Source organism: Streptomyces noursei (genome assembly GCF_001646665.1).
GTDB classification, from domain to species: Bacteria; Actinomycetota; Actinomycetes; order Streptomycetales; family Streptomycetaceae; genus Streptomyces; species Streptomyces lavendulocolor.
This window is the reverse complement of sequence record NZ_LWBU01000081.1, coordinates 130,242-150,352: the sequence shown is the minus strand read 5'-3', so window position 1 is coordinate 150,352 and position 20,111 is coordinate 130,242. Positions and strand designations below refer to the sequence as shown.

15 protein-coding genes and 1 pseudogene are annotated in these 20,111 nt (G+C 72.9%); 9 read left to right on the top strand and 7 right to left on the bottom strand.

What is annotated here, in order from left to right; translation table 11 throughout:
• Positions 1–9 precede the first annotated feature (9 nt).
• Entirely contained in the window at positions 10–2,412 is a 2,403-nt protein-coding gene (locus A4V12_RS07230) for a galactose oxidase early set domain-containing protein (protein WP_064068379.1), read from the top strand.
• On the opposite strand, the gene A4V12_RS07225 is transcribed toward A4V12_RS07230, so the two are convergent.
• The gene (locus tag A4V12_RS07225) at positions 2,390–3,049 is read right to left on the bottom strand and encodes a TetR/AcrR family transcriptional regulator (RefSeq protein ID WP_079136877.1); all 660 of its coding nucleotides are present in this window, start codon (positions 3,047–3,049) and stop codon (positions 2,390–2,392) included. The genes A4V12_RS07230 and A4V12_RS07225 overlap by 23 nt on opposite strands.
• 86 nt (positions 3,050–3,135) lie before the next feature.
• The gene (gene trhA, locus A4V12_RS07220; RefSeq protein ID WP_079136876.1) at positions 3,136–3,813 is read right to left on the bottom strand and encodes a PAQR family membrane homeostasis protein TrhA; all 678 of its coding nucleotides are present in this window, start codon (positions 3,811–3,813) and stop codon (positions 3,136–3,138) included.
• A gap of 206 nt (positions 3,814–4,019) precedes the next feature.
• Between trhA and A4V12_RS07215 the strand changes: the two genes are divergently transcribed.
• Positions 4,020–5,846, top strand: coding sequence for a phosphoenolpyruvate carboxykinase (GTP) (locus tag A4V12_RS07215; RefSeq protein WP_064068377.1), 1,827 nt, complete (start codon positions 4,020–4,022; stop codon positions 5,844–5,846).
• Positions 5,847–6,078: 232 nt separating this feature from the next.
• Positions 6,079–7,827: an Ig-like domain repeat protein gene (locus A4V12_RS07210; RefSeq protein WP_234372101.1), complete on the top strand. Its 1,749-nt coding sequence runs from the start codon at positions 6,079–6,081 to the stop codon at positions 7,825–7,827.
• Positions 7,828–7,885: 58 nt separating this feature from the next.
• On the opposite strand, the gene A4V12_RS07205 is transcribed toward A4V12_RS07210, so the two are convergent.
• Positions 7,886–8,278, bottom strand: coding sequence for a hypothetical protein (locus A4V12_RS07205; protein WP_064068376.1), 393 nt, complete (start codon positions 8,276–8,278; stop codon positions 7,886–7,888).
• A gap of 82 nt (positions 8,279–8,360) precedes the next feature.
• Positions 8,361–9,572 carry a pyridoxal phosphate-dependent aminotransferase gene (locus tag A4V12_RS07200; RefSeq protein WP_064068375.1) on the bottom strand — a complete coding sequence of 404 codons (1,212 nt, stop codon included), beginning with the start codon at positions 9,570–9,572 and terminating at the stop codon, positions 8,361–8,363.
• Between the two features lie 120 nt (positions 9,573–9,692).
• Between A4V12_RS07200 and A4V12_RS07195 the strand changes: the two are divergent.
• The 3 genes and pseudogenes from A4V12_RS07195 to mptB all read left to right on the top strand — a co-directional run bounded on the left by A4V12_RS07195 (position 9,693) and on the right by mptB (position 13,205).
• Positions 9,693–10,471, top strand: a pseudogene (locus tag A4V12_RS07195) (SDR family NAD(P)-dependent oxidoreductase).
• Positions 10,472–10,850: 379 nt separating this feature from the next.
• A complete protein-coding gene (locus A4V12_RS07190) occupies positions 10,851–11,687 on the top strand; it encodes a S1 family peptidase (RefSeq protein WP_064068374.1) in 837 nt (278 codons plus the stop codon).
• A 51-nt stretch (positions 11,688–11,738) separates the two neighbouring features.
• On the top strand, positions 11,739–13,205 hold the full coding sequence (gene mptB, locus A4V12_RS07185) for a polyprenol phosphomannose-dependent alpha 1,6 mannosyltransferase MptB (protein WP_064068373.1): 1,467 nt from the start codon (positions 11,739–11,741) through the stop codon (positions 13,203–13,205).
• 30 nt (positions 13,206–13,235) lie between these two features.
• Here mptB and A4V12_RS07180 read toward each other — a convergent pair whose 3' ends face one another.
• Together A4V12_RS07180 and A4V12_RS07175 are read right to left on the bottom strand one after the other, a co-directional pair.
• Entirely contained in the window at positions 13,236–14,822 is a 1,587-nt protein-coding gene (locus A4V12_RS07180) for an N-acyl-D-amino-acid deacylase family protein (RefSeq protein WP_064068372.1), read from the bottom strand.
• Between the two features lie 11 nt (positions 14,823–14,833).
• Complete coding sequence (locus A4V12_RS07175; protein WP_064068371.1) at positions 14,834–16,114, bottom strand: amino acid deaminase; 1,281 nt, start codon at positions 16,112–16,114, stop codon at positions 14,834–14,836.
• Between the two features lie 123 nt (positions 16,115–16,237).
• On the opposite strand from A4V12_RS07175, the gene A4V12_RS07170 reads away from it, so the two are divergent.
• Genes A4V12_RS07170 through A4V12_RS07160 form a run of 3 tightly spaced genes read left to right on the top strand, consistent with a single transcriptional unit; the run spans position 16,238 to position 18,578 of the window.
• Positions 16,238–17,419: a sugar kinase gene (locus tag A4V12_RS07170; protein WP_064068370.1), complete on the top strand. Its 1,182-nt coding sequence runs from the start codon at positions 16,238–16,240 to the stop codon at positions 17,417–17,419.
• Complete coding sequence (locus tag A4V12_RS07165; RefSeq protein ID WP_064068369.1) at positions 17,416–18,177, top strand: IclR family transcriptional regulator; 762 nt, start codon at positions 17,416–17,418, stop codon at positions 18,175–18,177. The genes A4V12_RS07170 and A4V12_RS07165 overlap by 4 nt, the downstream gene beginning before the upstream one ends.
• Positions 18,174–18,578, top strand: a complete 405-nt coding sequence (locus tag A4V12_RS07160) for a RidA family protein (RefSeq protein WP_064068368.1) — start codon at positions 18,174–18,176, stop codon at positions 18,576–18,578. Before A4V12_RS07165 ends, A4V12_RS07160 begins: the two co-directional genes overlap by 4 nt.
• A gap of 96 nt (positions 18,579–18,674) precedes the next feature.
• Here the strand turns inward: A4V12_RS07160 and A4V12_RS07155 are convergent, their stop codons facing one another.
• Positions 18,675–20,009, bottom strand: coding sequence for a M14 family metallopeptidase (locus A4V12_RS07155; RefSeq protein WP_064068367.1), 1,335 nt, complete (start codon positions 20,007–20,009; stop codon positions 18,675–18,677).
• Positions 20,010–20,111: the final 102 nt, after the last annotated feature.

Genomic DNA, 20,111 nt, shown 5'->3' with positions numbered 1-20,111 from the left:
ATCGGCGCCATGACCTCCGGCCTGCTCCTGGCCGCCCAGCCCCCGGCCGCCGCCGGGATCAACCTCATCAAGAACCCCGGCTTCGAGACCCCGGGCACCGGCGCCGACGGCATGCCCGACTGCTGGTCCAGGTCCGGCTGGGGCGACAACGACTTCACCTTCACCACCACGACCGACGCCCGCTCCGGCACCCGCGCCATGAAGGTCGAGCTGACCCGCCGCGTCGACGGCGACCGCAAGGCCCTCATCACCGAGTCGGCCGCCTGCGCGCCCACGGTCGCCGCCGAGCGGCAGTACGACCTGTCCCTCTGGTACAAGTCGACCACCCCCGACGCGGCGATCACGCTCTTCCGGCACGACGCGACCGCCGGCTGGCAGTACTGGACCGACCTCAAGACCCTCCCGGTCGCCGCCGCCTACACCCGTGCCGAGGTCCGCACGCCGGTCGTGCCGCCCGGCACCGACCGGATCGCCTGGGGCGTGTCCGTCTTCGGCACCGGCAGCGTCACCACCGACGACTACGTGATGGAGGAGGTCGCCCCGCCCGCGCCCGACCCGGTGTGCACCGGCACCGCCGAGGAGTGCGCCAAGGGCAAGTGGGAGGTGCTGGGCGTCAAGAACCCGGTCCGTTCCATGCACTCGGTCGTCCTGCGCAACGGCAAGGTGCTGCTGATCGCCGGCTCCGGCAACGACCCGGAGATGTTCCGGGCCGGGACCTTCACCTCGGCCGTGTACGACCCGGCGAACGGCTCGTTCAAAACCATCCCCACCCCCGTCGACATGTTCTGCGCCGGCCATGTGCAGCTGTCCGACGGCCGGGTGCTGGTGATGAGCGGCAACAAGGGCTACCCCTCCGCCGACGGGAAGATCGGTTACCAGGGCCTGAAGGACTCGTTCGTCTTCGACCCCGCCACCGAGCGGTACACCAGGACCAACGACATGCACGAGGGGCACTGGTACCCCTCGGCGACGATCCTCGGCAACGGCGACGTGATCTCCTTCGGCGGTCTGAAGGAGGACTCCACCGGCAATGTGACGGCGGAGAAGTTCTCCGCCGCGCAGAACAAGTGGCTGCCGATGAACGAGGTCAACCAGACCTGGTCGTACTGGGGCCTGTACCCGTCGATGATCCTGATGCAGGACGGGCGGCTGTTCTACTCCGGCAGCCACACCTTCGGCAACGGCACCCCCGGCACCGGCGCGTCGATCTACGACTACGACGCCAACACCATCACCGACGTACCGGGTCTGAGGAACAAGGACGAGCGGGACGAGTCGGCGAGCGTGCTGCTGCCGCCCGCCCAGGACCAGCGGGTCCTGACCATCGGCGGCGGCAACAACGAGCGCAACCCGGTCGCCAACCGCCTCACCGACATCATCGACCTCAAGCAGCCGAACCCGGCCTACGTCGCCGGGCCGCCCCTCCCGCAGGGCCTGGTCGACCAGGGTCAGGGCAAGCGGCCGCAGACCGGCGACGAGGGCAAGATGTTCGTCTCGGCGGTGCTGCTGCCGGACGGCAAGGTCCTGGAGACCGGCGGCGGTCTGCACGACCGGGCCGACCCGGTGTACGAGGCGTCGTTCTTCGACCCGGTCACCAACACCTACGAGGCCGGCCTGGCCGCCGACCCGGTACCGCGCACCTACCACTCCTCGGCGTTCCTGCTGCCCGACGGCCGCGTCATGGCGGTCGGCGACAACCCCGGCAACGGCACCTACAACCACGACGTGTCGGTCTACACGCCGCCGTACCTGCTCAAGGGCCCCCGCCCGAAGATCACTTCCGTGATCGACGGCCGGTGGAACTACGGCGACACCCAGCGCATCACCGTCGACCGGCCGATCGCCCGGGCCGAGCTGATCCGCCCGGCCGCCGTCACCCACTCCTCCGACCCCAACCAGCGGTTCGTCGACCTGCCGCTGTCCGTGATCGACGACCGGACGGTGGACCTCAACGTCACCGGCAACCCGAACCTCGCCCCGCCCGGCTGGTACATGCTCTTCGCCGTCGACGCCAACGGCATCCCGTCCGTCGCCCAGTGGGTGCACCTCGGCGGACCGGCGGCGATGGCGGCGGAGGCGGAGCGGTCGGCGCACGTCCACGACTTCGCGGGCGACCTCGCGGCCGCGCCGAAGAAGCCGCTGAAGAAGCGGGACTCCGTCCCGGTCAGCCCGCGGATCGCCGGGTGCGACCGGCACTACGGCTCGGCCGGCGTGTGCGTGCCGACGGTGTTCCCGCGGTCGGTGAAGGCGACGGTGAAGGCCCGCTGCGACTGGCTGGCGGACCACGACTACGGCCGTCTGAAGGTCAACGGCAAGGACGACCCGCTGCGGCTCGACCCGAACCGGGACGGCACGGCGTGCGGGAAGGGGGACGTCCCGAGGAACCCGCTTACAGGACGGGACCGCCCCTGAGGGTGTCCAGGGACCGGTGCACGAGCGCGGCCAGGTCGTCCCGCTGGCCGCGCTCGGCCCAATACACCATCGCCTCGCCGAGGGCGCCCATCACGGCGGCGGTGAGGACCCGCACCTGAAGGTCGTCGGCGTCCCGGCCGGTACGGTCGGCCAGCACCCCGGCCAGCGCCCGGGAGGTGGCGGCCATCGTCCCGGTCGTCCGGGCGCGTACGGCCGGGACCTCCGCCATCAGCCGGGCGCGCCGGCGGGTCTCCTCCGGCTCGTGCGCCAGCAGCGCGACCACGGTCCGGGTCAGGACGGCGCGCAGGGACTCCAGCGGCTCCTCGCCGGCCGGCCGCCCGCGCAGCGCGTCCGCCATGGCCGGGGCGTACTCGTCGCTGAGGACGATGTCCTCCTTGGACGGGAAGTAGCGGAAGACCGTGCTGGGCGAGACCTCGGCCGCCTCGGCGATCTGCTCCACGGTGGTCGCCTCGTACCCCTGCTCGGCGATCAGCCGGTGGGTGGCCCGGCGGATCGCGACCCGGGTCTTGAGCTTCTTGCGCTCCCGCAGCCCCGGGGGCCGGTGCGCCGCGTCGAACGGGTCGAGCGGGTGGAGTGACCCGGGTGCGTGGAGGGAGTCGAGGGAATCGGCGGGCATGTGGCTCATTGTCCGCCATCCCCGTGAGGGGCGGACGGCCGTGGCGCAAGGGCGCCACGGCCGTCCGTGTCCTCAGGCCGGCCGGCTCACGCGTGCTGCTGGGCGACGAGGGAGATGCCCACGTAGTGGGCGGCGAACGCGGCGACCGTGAGGGAGTGGAAGACCTCGTGGAAGCCGAACCACGCCGGTGACGGGTTGGGGCGCTTCATGCCGTAGACCACGCCGCCCAGGCTGTAGAGCAGCCCGCCGGTGACCACCAGGACGAGCACCGCGACGCCCCCGGTGCGCAGGAAGTCGGGCAGGAAGAAGACGGCCGCCCAGCCCATGGCGATGTAGCACGGGGTGTAGAGCCAGCGCGGGGCGCCGACCCAGAACACCCGGAACGCGATGCCCGCCACCGCGGCCGCCCAGACCGCCCACAGGAGCACCCGCCCGGTGGAGTCGGGGAGCAGGAGCAGCGTCAGCGGGGTATAGGTGCCCGCGATGATGAGAAAGATATTGGCGTGGTCGAGGCGGCGCAGGACGGCCGTGGCTCGCGGGCCCCAGTCGCCCCGGTGGTAGAGGGCGCTCACACCGAAGAGCAGGCAGGCGGTGAGGGCGTAGACCCCGCACGCGATCCGGGCACGGGCCGAGTCGGCCTGCGCCGTGAGGACGGCACCGGCGACCAGGGCGGCGGGGAACATGCCCGCGTGCAGCCACCCGCGCAGCCTCGGTTTCACCGGCGGAGGCTCTATCTCGGTCACTTCGGGCCGCGCTGCAGTCATGGCGGAATGCTACCGACGCCACCGTGGGTGACGGTGACGAGTGGCCATGCTCACGTGAGAGGCCCTCTGGACATATGCGCACAAGACACGGATGATCAGATGAGTGCGGTCGGCACCGGATGAGCGCCAGAGGTCCATGCAACGAAGCATCCGGGTCGCAGCCCCCACGGGGCAGACAACCCAAAACCCCTCGACAAGGAGCAATCGTGGCGCGCGGTAATGCGGCTCCCACCACCGTCCCCACCAACCACCAGGGGCTGATCTCCTGGGTCGACGAGATCGCCAGCATCACGCAGCCGGACAACGTGGTCTGGTGCGACGGTTCAGAGGCCGAGTACGAGCGCCTGTGCGAGGAGCTCGTCGCCAAGGGCACGTTCCGCAAGCTGGACGCGATCAAGCGTCCGAACTCGTACTACGCCGCGTCCGACCCGACCGACGTCGCGCGTGTGGAGGACCGCACCTTCATCTGCTCCGAGAAGGAGGAGGACGCGGGCCCGACCAACCACTGGAAGGCCCCGGCGGAGATGAAGGAGATCTTCGCCGGCGAGAAGGGCATCTTCCGCGGCTCCATGAAGGGCCGCACGATGTACGTCGTGCCCTTCTGCATGGGCCCGGTCGGCTCGCCGCTGTCCGCCATCGGCGTCGAGATCACCGACTCCGCGTACGTCGCGGTCTCCATGCGCACCATGACCCGCATGGGCCGGCCGGTCCTCGACGAGCTGGGCGAGGACGGGTTCTTCGTCCGCGCCGTCCACACCCTGGGCGCCCCGCTGGCCGAGGGCGAGCAGGACGTGCCGTGGCCCTGCAACTCCACCAAGTACATCTCGCACTTCCCCGAGACGCGCGAGATCTGGTCGTACGGCTCCGGCTACGGCGGCAACGCCCTCCTCGGCAAGAAGTGCTACGCCCTGCGCATCGCGTCCGTCATGGCCCGCGACGAGGGCTGGCTCGCCGAGCACATGCTCATCCTCAAGCTCACCCCGCCGCAGGGCGAGTCGAAGTACGTCGCCGCCGCCTTCCCGTCCGCGTGCGGCAAGACGAACCTCGCGATGCTGGAGCCCACGATCTCCGGCTGGACCGTCGAGACGATCGGTGACGACATTGCGTGGATGCGGTTCGGCGAGGACGGCCGGCTCTACGCGATCAACCCCGAGGCCGGGTTCTTCGGCGTCGCCCCCGGCACCGGCGAGCACACCAACGCCAACGCCATGAAGACCCTGTGGGGCAACGCGGTCTTCACCAACGTCGCGCTCACCGACGACGGCGACGTGTGGTGGGAGGGCATGACCGAGGAGGCGCCCGCGCACCTCACGGACTGGAAGGGCAACGACTGGACGCCGCAGTCCGGCACCCCGGCCGCCCACCCCAACGCCCGCTTCACCGTGCCCGCCTCGCAGTGCCCGATCATCGCGCCCGAGTGGGAGGACCCCAAGGGCGTGCCGATCTCGGCGATCCTCTTCGGCGGCCGCCGCGCGACCGCCGTCCCGCTGGTCACCGAGTCCTTCGACTGGCAGCACGGCGTGTTCCTCGGCGCCAACGTGGCGAGCGAGAAGACCGCCGCCGCCGAGGGCAAGGTCGGCGAGCTGCGCCGCGACCCGTTCGCCATGCTGCCGTTCTGCGGCTACAACATGGGCGACTACATGGCCCACTGGATCAAGGTCGGCAAGAACGCCCCCGACCAGGCCAAGCTGCCGAAGATCTACTACGTCAACTGGTTCCGCAAGAACGACGCCGGGAAGTTCGTCTGGCCCGGCTTCGGCGAGAACGGCCGCGTGCTGAAGTGGATCGTCGAGCGCCTGGACGGCAAGGCGGAGGGCGTCGAGACGCCGATCGGCGTCCTGCCGACGCGCGAGGCCCTCGACACCGACGGGCTCGACCTGCCGGAGGAGGACCTCGACTTCCTGCTGAAGGTCGACAACGAGGTCTGGCGCGAGGAGGCCGCCCTGGTCCCCGAGCACCTCAACACCTTCGGCGACCACACGCCCAAGGAACTGTGGGACGAGTACCGCTCCCTGGTCGCCCGCCTGGGCTGAGTCCCCGCCCCATGACTCGTGGCGGGCTGCCCCGACAACCGCCCTGACCAGTGGGGTCACGACGGTCCGCCACGATCCGATCGGCCCCCGGAGCCCCCTCAGGCTCCGGGGGCCGAACTTCGCCCGCACCACTTTTTCGAACCCGTGTGCACAAGGTGTGCACGGCAGTTACATTTCCCCCACGCGTCCCTCTCTTCACGGAGGGGGCCAAGCATGCCTGTGGGGGGCCCAGTTGAGTACATCCGTACGTTCCCGGCGACGCATCACGTCCACGCTCGTCGCCCTCTCTCTCACGCTCGGCGCGACCGGCCTGGTCGCGGCCGCCGCACCCGCCGCGTACGCCGCCGAGGCGAGCGAGGTCGTCGCGAAGCTGCCGATCGCCTCGTACTCCGCGCTGGCCGTCGACAGCGCGCACGAACGCGTGTACATCGCGGACAAGAGGTCCTACTACTACAACGACAAGGGCACCGTCCTCGTCTACAACTTCGAGGGCCAGCGGGTCGCGACCCTGACGGGCACCGGCCCGGTCACCGGACTCGCGCTGAGCGCCGACGGCGCGACCCTGTACGCCGGTGAGCGGGACGCGATCACCGCCTACGACACCACCACGCTCCAGCCGGCCAAGCGGACCCCGGCGTACAGCGACACGTGCGGGCGGGAACTCGCCTTCTCGGGCGGCAAGCAGTGGCACACCAGGGGGAACGCCCAGTACGACAGCGAGTGCGCGTACGCCGTCCACGGACTCGACTACGTCAACAACGGCGTCCAGAGCGTCACCGACTGGAACGTCACCGGCCGGATGCTGCTGGAGGCCGGCCCGGGCGCCGGGAACCGTCTGTTCATGGGCCAGGTCAAGAACGAGAAGGCCACCGACCCGGCGCTGACGTCCTTCGACACCAGCGGGGACACGCCCGTGCGCGGCGACGCGCGCCGCTTCGCGGACGCCACGGGCAAGGGCGGCCTGGAGCTGAAGGACCTCGCGGTCAGCGCGGACGGCAAGCACCTCGCGGTCGCGGACGCCGCCTACGGCACCCGGCTGCTGAACGCCGGCGACCTGTCCGACGCCACGACCCCGTACCAGCCGCTGCCCGCCGGAGCGGTCGCCTCCGGGGTCGCCTTCAGCGGCGACGGCAAGTACATCGCCCGCGGCGCCTCGGCCGGCGGCTCCACGCCCGACCTGCTGATCCAGCCGGCCGACCCGGCGAACGGCACCACCGCGCTGGAGTTCGCCTACGAGGGCGAGCTCGACGGCAGCAGGATCGTCCCGCGCGGCATGGAGTGGTCCGCGGACGGCTCCCGGCTGTTCGCGCTCACCACCAACACGGCGGGCAACGCCTTCTGGCTGCACATCATCCAGCCGCCCGCCGCCCAGTACGACTCCCGCTTCACCGGCGGACTGACCTCCACCCCGGCCCAGGCCGTGATCGGCGAACCGGTCGGCATCCGGGGCCGCCTGGAGCTGGACGGACCGGCGCCCGCCGAGCCGGTCCGGGTCACGGCCGTCCGCACCGACGCCGACGGCACGCGCAAGCTCGCCGCAGCCGAGGTGGCCGCGGACGGCACGTTCACCGTGCTGGACGTGCCCTCGCGGGTGGGGGAGTCGACGTACACGCTGTCCTTCCTCGGCGACCTCACCCACCGCCCGGCCGAGGACGTCAGCCTGACCGTGTCCGTGGCCAAGGCGCCGAGCGCGATCACGCTCACCGCCCCCGCCGAGGCGTCCAAGAGCGCGGGCCTGGAGATCACCGGCAGGTTCACCGCCCAGGGACCCGCGCTGCCGGCGGGGATCACGCTCGCCGTGCAGCGCGCCGACCGGCTCGGCACGGGCACGCTCACCTCGGTGGCGGTCGCGGCCGACGGCACGTTCAGGATCAACGACCTGCCGCGGGTGCGGGGCTCGGTGACGTACACCGTCGGCTACGCGGGGGACGACGTCCACGCGGCGTCGACCGCCGAGGCGACCGTGCTGGTGCGCCGCTGATCCGGCGTACGTGAGTGGCAACCCGGTCCGCGCCCTCCCCGGGCGCGGACCGGGGCCGTCAGAGGGCGCCGACCGGACGGAGTTCGTCCAGGGCGGCGGTGTGCGCGTCCATGCGCTCGGCGGCGAGGATCGCGGCGGCCGTGTCGGCCCGGGAGGCGGCGACGACCAGGGCGCGGCCGGCCAGGGCGTGGGCGCGGCGGTGCAGGGTGACCGGATCGGCGCCGGTGAGGCCCGCGTGCCGGGCAGGCGGGGCTCCGCGGAGCCGGGCGACCTGCTGGGCGATGTGCTCCGCCGCGGTCGTGTCGCCCAGTTCGTCGGTCACGGCGAGCAGGGCGGCGAGGTGTCCGGCGAGCTGGATGTCCAGCTCCTCCTCGCGCGAGCGGTGGGGGATGCGGTCCTGGGCGTCGTCGGCCGTCCGGTGGACCGACTTGGTGCGGATCGGTTCGTACATGGTGGACAGCCTCCTGCTCGATGACAGGAGACCATCCTACCTTGGATCGTGTCTAAAGTTGAGTTGACTCCATGCGCCGGGGTCAGTGCTGCCCGTAACCGTCCAGGAAGTTGCCGATCCGGGTCACCGCGTCCGCAAGGTCGGCGGCGTTGGGCAGCGTGACGATCCGGAAGTGGTCCGGCTCGTGCCAGTTGAAGCCCGTCCCGTGCACCACCATGATCTTCTCGGCCCGCAGCAGGTCCAGCACCATCTGCCGGTCGTCCTTGATCTTGTAGACGTCCGGGTCCAGCCGCGGGAACAGGTACAGCGCGCCCTTGGGCTTCACGCACGTCACGCCCGGGATCTGCACCAGCAGCTCGTACGCCACGTCCCGCTGCTCCAGCAGCCGGCCGCCCGGCTGCACCAGGGCCTCGATCGACTGCCGGCCCTGGAGCGCGGCGGCGATCGCGTGCTGCGCGGGCATGTTGGCGCACAGGCGCATGTTGGCGAGGATCGTCAGCCCCTCGATGTACGAGGAGGCGTGGGCCTTCGGCCCGCAGACCGCCAGCCAGCCGCTGCGGTAGCCGGCCACCCGGTAGTTCTTCGACATGCCGTTGAAGGTCAGCACCAGCAGGTCGGGAGCGATCGCGGCGGTCGGGGTGTGCGTGGCCCCGTCGTACAGGATCTTGTCGTAGATCTCGTCGGAGCAGACGACCAGGTTGTGCCGCCGGGCGATCTCGGTGAGGCCCCGCAGCATCTCGTCGTCGTACACCGCACCCGTCGGATTGTTCGGGTTGATGATGACGATGGCCTTCGTCCGGTCGGTGATCCGCCGCTCGATGTCGGCGAGGTCCGGCATCCAGTCGGCCTGCTCGTCGCAGCGGTAGTGCACCGCCGTGCCGCCCGCCAGGGACACCGACGCCGTCCACAGCGGATAGTCGGGGGCCGGTACGAGGACCTCGTCGCCGTCGTCGAGCAGTGCCTGCATCGCCATCTGGATCAGCTCGGAGACGCCGTTGCCGAGGTAGATGTCCTCGACCGAGAGCGGGATGCCCTTGGTCTCGTAGTGGCTCATCACCGCCCTGCGGGCCGACAGCAGACCCTTGGCGTCGCCGTAGCCGTGCGACTCGCCGAGGTTGCGGAGCATGTCCTCGAGGATCGCGGGCGGGCACTCGAAGCCGAAGGCGGCGGGGTTGCCGGTGTTCAGCTTCAGGATCCGGTGACCGGCAGCCTCCAGCCGCATCGCCTCCTCGAGCACCGGGCCGCGGATTTCGTAACAGACGTTGGCGAGCTTCGTGGACTGGATCACCTGCATGTCGCGAGCTTACGGCGGTGGCGGGTGGGGCGCCTCGTGTTTTGTGCCACTTCGCCCCCGCGCGGCCCCCGGCGCGGGGCACCCTTGATCGCCGCGCGCCGGTGCGGGCATCATCGGCGGATGGCCGCTCAGGGGCGTTTCGACGGGTACGGCGTACTGGTCACCGGGGCCGCGCGCGGGATCGGCGAGGCCACCGCGCGCCGGTTCGGCGCCGAGGGGGCCCGGGTGCTGGTGGTGGACCTCGACGAGGAGCCCGCCCGCGCGGTCGCCGGGACGATCCCGGCGCGGTGGCGTACGGGTGCGACGTGGCCGACCGCGCGGCGGTCGAGACGGCGGTGGCGTACGCCGCGGAGGCGTTCGGCCGCCTGGACGTGCTCGTCAACAACGCCTTCGCGCGCGTCCCGGACGCGCCCCGCTTCGAGGACGAGGCGGACGAGGTCTGGCAGACGTCCCTGGACGTGACGCTGCTCGGCGCGCTGCGGTGCGCGCGGGCGGCGCTCGGGCGCCTGGCGGCGTCCGGGCGCGGGGCGGTCGTCAACATCGGGTCGGTCAACGCCGAGCAGGCCTTCGGCGGCCACGCGTACAGCGCCGCCAAGGGCGGGCTCACCTCGCTCACCCGCACCCTCGCGGCCGAGGCCGCCCCGCGCGGCGTCCGGGTGAACCAGGTCAACCCCGGCACAATCCGCACCCGCGGCTGGAAGGGCCGGGAGCGGGAGCTGGAGGTGCTGGCGGACCGGGTGTACCCGCTGGGCCGGGTGGGTGAACCGGAGGACGTCGCGGCGGCGGTGGCCTTCCTGTCCTCCGCGGACGCCTCCTGGATCACCGGCACCACCCTCCGCGTGGACGGCGGCCTCCTGGCGGTGAACACCGGCTTCACCCGGGTCGTCGAAGAGGGCTGACGCCGCGCCGCGGTGCGGCCGGCGGGCCCGGGTCGGGGCCCCTGCGGGCGTAGACCCGGGGGGCGTGGGGGCGACCCTGCACACCCCCTCGTCCCCGTCCTGCAAGAACCACCGGCCCGCACCCGGCGTACGACCGGGGTGCGGCCGTGCAGGGCCGCCCCCGCAGAGGCCGGCGGCGTCGGGAGGGCTCCCCATCGCCGAGACCCAGCCGGCCTCGAGGAGGTGAGCCCGGAGGGGCCGCACCCCACACCCACCGGCAGGCACCGCACCGCACCGCACGCACCGCCCCGCACCGCACGGCCGAAAAGGCTCTCCTCCCACCCACGCCCCACCCCTCACAATGCGCATGACAAAGTCACCGCCAGAGGGGACCCCCCACATGCGCAAGCCTCTCGTCGGCACGCTGCTCGCCCTGGTGCTCCTGGGCACCGGAGCCACCACCGCCGCGGCAGCCCCGACCACCCCCACCGCCCCCACCACCAAGGCCGTCGACTTCGCCGGCACCGTCGCGCTCAGCAACTGCTCCGGCTCCCTCGTCCGCCTGCCCGGCTCCCAGCCGACCGACCCCGCGCTCGTGCTGTCCAACGGGCACTGCCTGGAGAGCGGCATGCCCGGACCCGGCACGGTCGTCGTCGACAAGCCCTCCACCCGCACCTTCGGCCTGCTGAACTCCGCCGGCAGCAAGGTCGCCACCCTCCGCGCATCCAAGATCGCGTACGCGACCATGACCGACACCGACGTGTCCCTGTACGAGCTGACCAGCACGTACGCCCAGATACAGGCGCGCCACTCCATCAAGGCGCTGGAGCTGGACGCGACCCGTCCCGCCCAGGGCACGGCCATCAAGGTGGTCTCCGGCTACTGGAAGCGGATCTACAGCTGCTCGATCGACGGCTTCGCGTACCGCCTCAAGGAAGCCGGCTGGACCATGAAGGACTCCGTCCGCTACACCGCCGCCTGCGACACCATCGGCGGCACGTCCGGGTCACCCGTCGTCGACAGCGCCACCGGCAAGGTCGTCGCGGTCAACAACACCGGCAATGAGGACGGTCAGCGCTGCACGATGAACAACCCGTGCGAGGTCGACCAGAACGGCACCGTGACGGTCCGCCCCGGCATCAACTACGGCCAGCAGACGTACGGCATCGTCGCCTGCGTCGGCACCGGCAACAAGATCGACCTCGGGCGGCCCGGGTGCACCCTGCCCAAGCCGTAGCAGGGCGGCCGTAGCCGAGCGGCCCGGACCCGCCCGATAGGTTGGCGGGTCATGTGGGCAATGAGCGCTGTCGGGTACCGCCGGCTGGGCGCGGCCGGGTCGGTCGCGACAGCCGCGGGCGGCTGGGCCGCCGGGACACTGCCGACCCGCGACCCGTGGGGCATCTGGGTGCCCCACGGGCCGGGGGTCACGGTGGCGGCCACCGTCCTGGCGTACCTCGGCCTGACCCTCCTCGTGGTCGCCTGGTGGGGCTACGGCCGGGCCGGGTCGTCCGTGCGCCACACCCTGGTGACGCTCGGCTGGTGGGCGGCGCCGATGCTCCTCGCCCCGCCCCTCTTCAGCGCCGACGTGTACAGCTACATCGCCCAGGGCGCGATGGTCCTGGAGGGCCACGACGTCTACGGCGCCGGGCCGTCCGTGCTCGATCCGGGCGGCGTCGGCGGGGACGCCGCCGCGAGCGTCGGCGGGCACTGGACGGACACGCCCGCCCCGTACGGCCCGGTCTTCCTGGTGCTGGCGCAGGCGGTGACCCTGGCCACCGGCGGGTCGATCGTGCCCGCCGTGCTCGGCATGCGGCTGATCGCCGTGGCGGCCCTGGCCCTGATCGTCTGGGCGCTGCGCCGACTGGTACGCGACCGCGGCGAGGACGGCGAGCGCGGTGCCCTCTGGCTCGGTGCGCTCAACCCGCTGCTGCTCATGCACGTGGTCGGCGGCATGCACAACGACGGGCTGATGATCGCCTTCATGCTGGCGGGCGTGGTCCTCGCCCGGCGCGGCCGCTGGATGGCGGGCAGCGCGCTCGTGGGGCTCGCGATGATGGTGAAGTCCCCGGCCGCCGTGGCGCTCCTCTTCATCGGCGTGATCGTCGGCCGCGCCGCCGCCGGCCGCCCGGCCGGCCACCGGGTGGTGAAGGGGCTGGTCGGGCCGGGGCTGGTCGCGGGGGCGGTCGCGGCCGGTGCGACGCTGCTGGCCGGCACCGGGTTCGGCTGGCTGCGCACGCAGAGCGTCGCCGGGACGATCCACACCGCCCTGTCGGTCACCAGCGACCTGGGCCTCCTCCTCGGCGAGCTGCTGCACGCGCTGCTGGGCACCGACCCGGATCCGGTCAAGACGGCCGTCCAGCGCCTCGGCCTCGCGGCGGCGCTCGCCGTCATCGCGTACCTGGCGTGGCGCTCGGCCCGCGGCCGCCCGTCCCCGGTCCACGCCCTGGGCCTCGCCCTCGTCGCCCTGGTGGTCCTCTCGCCGATGGTCCAGCCCTGGTACCTGCTGTGGGGCACCACCGTGGTGGCCGCGACCGCGTGGGACGGCCGCGCCGGCCGGGTGCTGGCCGTCCTGTCCGCCGCCCTCGTGTACGAGACGGCCCCCTCAGGCGCCACCCCGTGGTACGGCTTCGCCCTGGCGGCCGTCGCGGGCGCCGCCGGGACGGTCCTGGTACGCCGGTCCGCGAGGGCTCGCCCCGACCGGACCCGGGTCCCCGCCCCCCGCACGGCCGAGCGCCACGGAGCGCGCACGCCGTGACGGTCCGGCGCGGCGGGTCCGGGAGCCGGCTCAGCGGCGCCCGGGCGTGCGGCGGACGGCGCGGCCGGGGAGGGCGGTCGTACGGTGGCCGTCCGCGATGACGGAGCGGCCGTCGACCAGGACGTGGGGGATGCCGACCGGGAGGGTTCGGGGGGCCTCGAAGGTGGAGCCGGCCGCCACGGTTGCGGGGTCGAACAGGACCAGGTCGGCGCGGTGGCCCTCGCGGACCAGGCCCCGGTCGGGGAGGCGGAGGCGGGCGGCCGGGCGGGAGGTGAGGTGGGCGACCGCCTCCTCCAGCGACAGGACGCCCAGTTCCCGCGCGTACCGCCCCAGGTAGTGGGGGAACGTGCCGTAGGCGCGGGGGTGGGGCTTGGCGCCCTGGAGGATGCCGTCGGAGCCGCCGGTGTGGACGCGGTGGCGCATGATGGCCCGGACGTTCTCCTCGTGGCCGACGTGCTGGAGGATCGTCGTGCCCAGCCGGTCCTCGATCAGCAGGCGCCGCGCGGTGGGCCAGCCGTCGAGGCGGCGGCCGACGAGGCCGGCGAGACCTGGGGCGGAGACCCCCGAGATCTCGATGGTGTCCCACTCGACGGGGACGCCGTGGCAGCCGTCCGACCCGGTCACCTCCAGGTCGTGGCGGATCGCCTCGGCCGTCGCGTCGTCCCGGAGCCGGGCCAGGACCGCCTCCGGGCCGCCCTCGCTCGCCCAGCCGGGGAGCACCGCGACGAGCGTGGTGCAGCCGGGGGTGTAGGGGTAGGTGTCGAGCGAGATGTCCGATCCGGCGGCCAGCGCCTCGTCGAGCAGCGCGAGCAGTTCGGGCGCCCGGCCCGCGTTGACCCCGAAGTTCATGGTCGCGTGGGCCAGGTGCAGCGCGCAGCCGGCCTCCCGGGTGAGGGCGATCATCTCCGCGTACGCCTCCAGGGCGCCGGCCCCGTAACTGCGGTGGTGCGGGCAGTAGTAGCCGTCGTACGCCGCCACGACCCGGCACAGCTCGGTCAGTTCGGCGTCCCGCGCGTACATGCCGGGCGTGTAGGTGAGGCCGGACGACATGCCGACCGCGCCCTGCTCCAGCCCCTCCGCCACGAGCCGCTTCATCCGGGCCAGCTCGGCGCCGGTGGGCGGGCGGTCCTCCCAGCCCATGACGTACGCCCGGACCGTGCCCTGCGGGACGAGGTAGGCGGCGTTGACCGCGACGCCCTGGCGGTCGATGCGGTCCAGGTACTCGCCGACGGTCCGCCAGTCGAAGTCGACGGCCGTGTCCCCGGGCGCACCGCCGTTCCAGCCGGTGAGGGCACGGCGGATCTCGTCGAGGGTGCGGTCGTCGACCGGCGCGTACGACAGGCCGTCCTGGCCCAGCACTTCGAGGGTGACGCCCTGCGCGGCCTTGGCGCTGTGGTCCGGGTCGCGCAGCAGCGCGAGGTCGCTGTGGGCGTGCATGTCGATGAAGCCGGGGGAGAGGACCAGCCCGTACGCGTCGAGGACGCGCCGGCCGGACAGTGCCGGGTCCCCCTCGCGGCGGATCGCGGCGATCCGGCCGCCGGCGACGCCGACGTCGGCGCGGTACGACGGGCCGCCGGTGCCGTCGACGACGCGCGCGTCCCGTATGACGAGGTCCATGCCGGCCGTTCCTAGAAGAAGGTGCGGACGAAGTCGACGACCGTGCCGTCCGCCTCGACCACCGGGATCAGCTGCCATTTGTCGAACGAGGTGCACGGGTGCGACAGGCCCATGCCGACCCAGTCGCCCACCTCCACGTCCGCGCCGGCCGCGGTCTCCAGCCAGGCGTGCTGGTCGGACAGGCGGCTCACGGTGATCCCCTCCGCAGGGCGGACCGATCCGTCCCGCGCCGAGCGGACGACCTGCGCCTCGGGCAGGTGGAGGTCGTACGCGGCGTCCCGCTTGCCCGCGTTGACGAACGCCTGGCCCGGCGCCGGGCGGGACACCACCTGGGCCCACAGCCGGAACGCGGGCCGCAGGGCGCCTTCCTCCGGCACGCGGTTGAAGGGGGTGAGGTCGCGGTACTGGCCGTCGTCGTGGGACACGTAGGCGCCCGACCGCAGCAGCTTCAGGACCGGGCGGGACAGCGTCGGCAGCTGCGCGAACACCTCGGCGACCGTGTCGAACCAGGCGCTGCCGCCCGCGCTGACGACGATCTCGTCCGGGCCGTCCGCGAACCGGCCCGCCTTGTCGAACTCGGCGGCCAGGGCGGTCAGGCGGTGCAGCCAGGCCCGTACGGCCCCGGGCGTCGCGTCCGGCACCTCGCCCTCGTACCCGGCGACACCGGCCAGGCGCAGCGTGCCGGTGGCGGCGACCGCGTCCGCGACGGCGGCGCAGTCCGCCTCCGTACGCGCCCCGGTGCGCGCGCCGTCGCCGGCGCCGAGCTCGACGACGACGTCGACGGGGCGTCCGGAGCCCCGCAGGGCCTGGTCCATCAGTTCGACGCCGCGCACGGAGTCGACGTAGCAGAGGAAGCGGAAGTCCGGGTCGCGGTCCTGCTCGGCGGCGACCCAGCGCAGCGCGGCGGCGTCGACCAGCTCGTTGGCGAGGAAGATCCGCCGGATGCCGAACGCGCGGCAGACGCGGGCCTGGTGCGGCACGGCCGCCGTGATGCCCCAGGCGCCGTACGCGATCTGCCGGTCGAACAGCTGCGGCGCCATGGAGGTCTTGCCGTGCGGGGCGAAGGCGAGGCCGTGCCGCTCGGCGTAGGTCTCCAGCAGCGCCAGATTGTGCTCCAGGGCCTCGGCTGAGAGGGCGAGCACGGGGGTGGTGAACCCGCCGGTGAACAGGTCGCGGCGCTGCGCGGCCAGTTCGCCCACGGTGAGGCCCTCGGCGTCCATGGGCAGCCCCTTGAACCGGTGGTCGACGCGCTCGCTCGCGAGGTGCTGTGCCCCGAGGTGTTCGGCGGCCATGGCCACCCCTCCCCATCTGTTGCATTCTGTGCAACGGTCATTGCGTATATCGCTCAGTGGTGTCTAACATCCGGCCCAACGCCGGGTCAATGGATCCGGTGGACCCGGTGAGGAGCCCCCAGCGTGACCGCTACCGACGTCGTCTGTCTCGGCGAGTCCATGGTCACCTTCCTGCCCTCGCGCCCCGGCAGCCTCGCCGACGTGCCGTCCTTCACCCGCGCCATCGGCGGCGCCGAGTCCAACGTCGCCTGCGCGCTGGCCGCCGCCGGCCACCGCGCGGCATGGGTCAGCCGCGTCGGCGCCGACGGCTTCGGCGACCACCTGGTGGCGGCCGTCGCCGCGTACGGGGTCGACACCAGCGCGGTACGGCGCGATCCGGACCGCCCCACCGGCGTCTACTTCCGCACGGCCACCGACCGGGCCGACGACGCCCACGAGGTCCTCTACTACCGCGCCGGCTCCGCCGCCTCCGCGATGTCCCCCGGCACCGTGCCGCCCGGGGACCTCGGGCCCGCGCGCGTCCTGCACCTGACCGGCATCACCGCCGCGCTCTCCGCCGGGTGCCTGGCCCTGCTCCGCGACCTCACCGCCCGCCGCCCCGGGCGCCCGCTGGTCTCCTTCGACGTCAACCACCGGGCCGGCCTGTGGCGCGGCGCCGACCCGGGCGTCCTGCTCGACCTGGCGCGGGGCGCCGACCTCGTCCTCGTCGGCGTGGACGAGGCGGAGGCGGCGTGGGGCCTGCGGGGCCCGGCGGCACTCCGCGAGGCACTGCCGGAGCCCGCCGTCCTGGTCGTCAAGGACGGCGGGCGGGGCGCGACGGCGTTCGCCCGCGGCACGGAGCCGTCGCCTCGGACCCCGCCCGCGGACACGCCCGCGGTTCCGGCCACCGCATGTCCGGCGCCCGCCGCCGACCGCGGACGGCCCGCCCCCGGACCGCCCGCCGCACCGCGACCGCCCGCCCCCGCCACCGGCCCCGGCCCCGGACGGCCCGCGCCTCCCGCGTCCGACGCCGTCGTGTTCGTCCCCGCGCCCCGGGTGGAGGTCGTCGCCCCGGTCGGCGCCGGCGATGCCTTCGCCGCCGGGTTCCTGTCCGCCACCCTCCGCGGGCTGGACCTCACGCGCCGGCTGCGCCACGGGCACCTGATGGCCGCCGCCGCGCTCACCGTCCCCGGCGACCTCGGCACCCCGCCCGCCCGCGCCCGGGCCGACCGCCTCGCCGCCCTCGACGACGCGGCCTGGGGGAGACTGCACCTCGGCCCCGGCTGGACACGGACCGGGGAGGACCAGGAGGTACGCACCCCATGAGCCAGACCGTCGACCGGGCGCTCAGCATCCTGCCGCTGCTCGCGCGGGGCCCCGCCGACCTCGGGCAGGTCGCCGACGCCCTCGGCGTGCACAAGTCGACCGCCCTGCGGCTGCTGCGCACCCTGCACGAGCACGGCCTGGTCTACCGCCAGGAGGACCAGCGCTACCGCCTCGGCGCCCGGCTGTTCGCCCTCGCGCAGGAGGCCGTCGAGAACCTCGACATCCGCGAGATCGCCCACCCCCACCTCGTACGCCTCAACGAGGAGACCGGCCACACCGTCCACCTCGCCGTGCACGAGGAGGGCGAGGTGCTCTACATCGACAAGGTCGACAGCCGCTACCCGGTCCGTATGTACTCGCGCATCGGCAAGCCCGTCGCGATCACCGTCGCCGCGGTGGCGAAGCTGCTGCTGGCCGACCTGCCCGAGCCCGAGCGGCGCGCCCTCGCCGCGAAGCTCGACTACCCCATGTACACGCCCCGTTCGATCCCGAACGCCGCGGCGTTCCTCCAGGAACTGGCGACCGTGCGCGAACAGGGCTGGGCCACCGACCTCGGTGGCCACGAGGAGTCGATCAACTGCGTCGCCGCCCCCGTCCGCGGCGCGGACGGCCGGGTCGTCGCCGCCATGTCGGTCTCCGCGCCGAACGTCGTCGTCACCGCCGACGAACTCCTCACCCTCCTCCCGCTGGTGCGCCGCACCGCCGACGCCATCAGCGGGGAGTACTCCGGCACCACGGCCCCGAAGGACACCGCATGACCGAGAAGACCGCCCTCACCCCCGCCGGCCACACCGCCCCGCCCGCCCGCTTCTCCCACGGCGTACGGAAGGGGAACATCCTCCAGGTCGCCGGTCAGGTGGGCTTCCTCCCGGCCGCCGAGGGCGAGGCCCCCACCCCCGCCGGCCCGACCCTGCGCGAACAGACCCTGCAGACCCTCGCCAACGTCGAGGCGGTCCTGACGGCGGGCGGCGCGAGCTGGGACGACGTGATGATGATCCGCGTCTACCTCACGGACACGGCGCACTTCGCCGAGATGAACGAGATCTACGACGCGTACTTCGCGGACCTGACCGCGCCCCCCGCCGCCCGCACCACGGTCTACGTCGGTCTCCCCGCCGGCCTGCTCGTCGAGATCGACGCCATGGCGGTCCTGGACTGATCCCCCGCCCGTCCCACACGAGCCGCGACGGCACGGCGCCCGCCATCCGGACGCCGTGCCGCCCCGCTCACCGCCGGCCGGGCGGCGGGACTACGGCTAGGCGCAGTACTGCTGTTCCTTGCCGATCGAGCGGTACATGCAGTCGGCGTTCTCGATCAGCTGGAGCACCGCGTCGCGGTTGCGGGAGGTCTCGCGCTCGATGACCTCGTCGGGCGGGTAGAAGCCGCCGCCGGAGGCGGAACGCGGGTACATCTCGAAGGTGTAGCCGAAGATCTTGTGCGCGCCCCACAGGTAGTCGTCGATGGACCCGTCGGTGACGTAGAGGTCGCTCGACTGCTGGGGCGTGTAGCCGTTGCTCGCGGCCAGCTTGCGGCCCACGGTGGCGAAGGCGTCACGGTCGTCCTGGGTGAGGCCCGGGGCGGTGTCGTTGTAGGTGTAGCCGTAGGGCCACAGGACCAGTTCGCTGTACGTGTGGAAGTCGATGCCCGCCTTGATCTGCTGCTTGCCGCCGACGTTGCGGGAGCGGACGAAGTCGGCGACGACCTTCACCTCGGGCGCGGACTCGGCGGCCGTGCCGCGGTAGGTGTCGGAGCCCGGCGAGCCGGAGGAGCCGCCGCAGCAGCCCCACTTGAAGTTCCAGTTGCGGTTCATGTCGGTGCCGATGTACGACGAGCCCGCGTTGGGCTGCCGGTTCTTGCGCCAGCTGCGGTAGGAGCCGGAGGCGATGTCGTACTCGCCGCCGTCCGGGTTGAGGTCCGGCACGATCCAGATCTCGCGGTTGTTCACGGCGCTGGTGATACGGGAGTCGGAGCCGTAACCGGCGCCGAACTCGCGCATCAGGTAGAGCGCCATCTCGACCGTGAGGTGCTCCCGGGCGTGCTGGTGGTGGGTGAAGAGGATCTCCGGCTCGTTCTCGTCCGTCGCCACGTTGTCGCTGATCTTGATGGCGACGATGTCGCGGCCCTGGTAGCTCTTGCCGATGACGCGGCGGCTCATGATGTTCGGGTACTGCTGGAGCCGCTGGGTGATCTCCGCGTTCATCTCCGCGTAGTTGTGGTAGCGGGCGTCGGCGGAGGGGAAGTCCATGGCGCCGACGGACTTGCCGCCGGTCCGGTCGGGCGGTGCGGGCAGCGCCTCCAGCCGGTGGCCGAGGGCGCGCAGCTTCCGTGCCTGCTCCGCGTTGGCGCTGACCACGACGGCGTGGGAGTCGGCCTCGTCGATGGACACGCCGGTGGCGGCGAGGGCGGTCCGCTCGGCGGGGGTGGAGGGGCCGTGGATCTCGTACTGCCGGACGACCTCCTCCGCGGTGGCGGCGGGGGTGGCCGGCACGTCCGTGGCCGTGGAGGTGGTGGCGGTGAGCGGGGCCGCGACGGCGAGGGCCAGCAGGGCCGTGAGGGTGACGGACCTTCTGCCGCGTATGCGCATGCGCATGCTGTCTCCTGCGGTGGGGGGTACGGGGTGGGTCTCCCCGTGCGACGCATCGTCCGGCGCTGGCATGACCGCGTCAAGTATGCGTTCGGTCGGGTCCGCCGC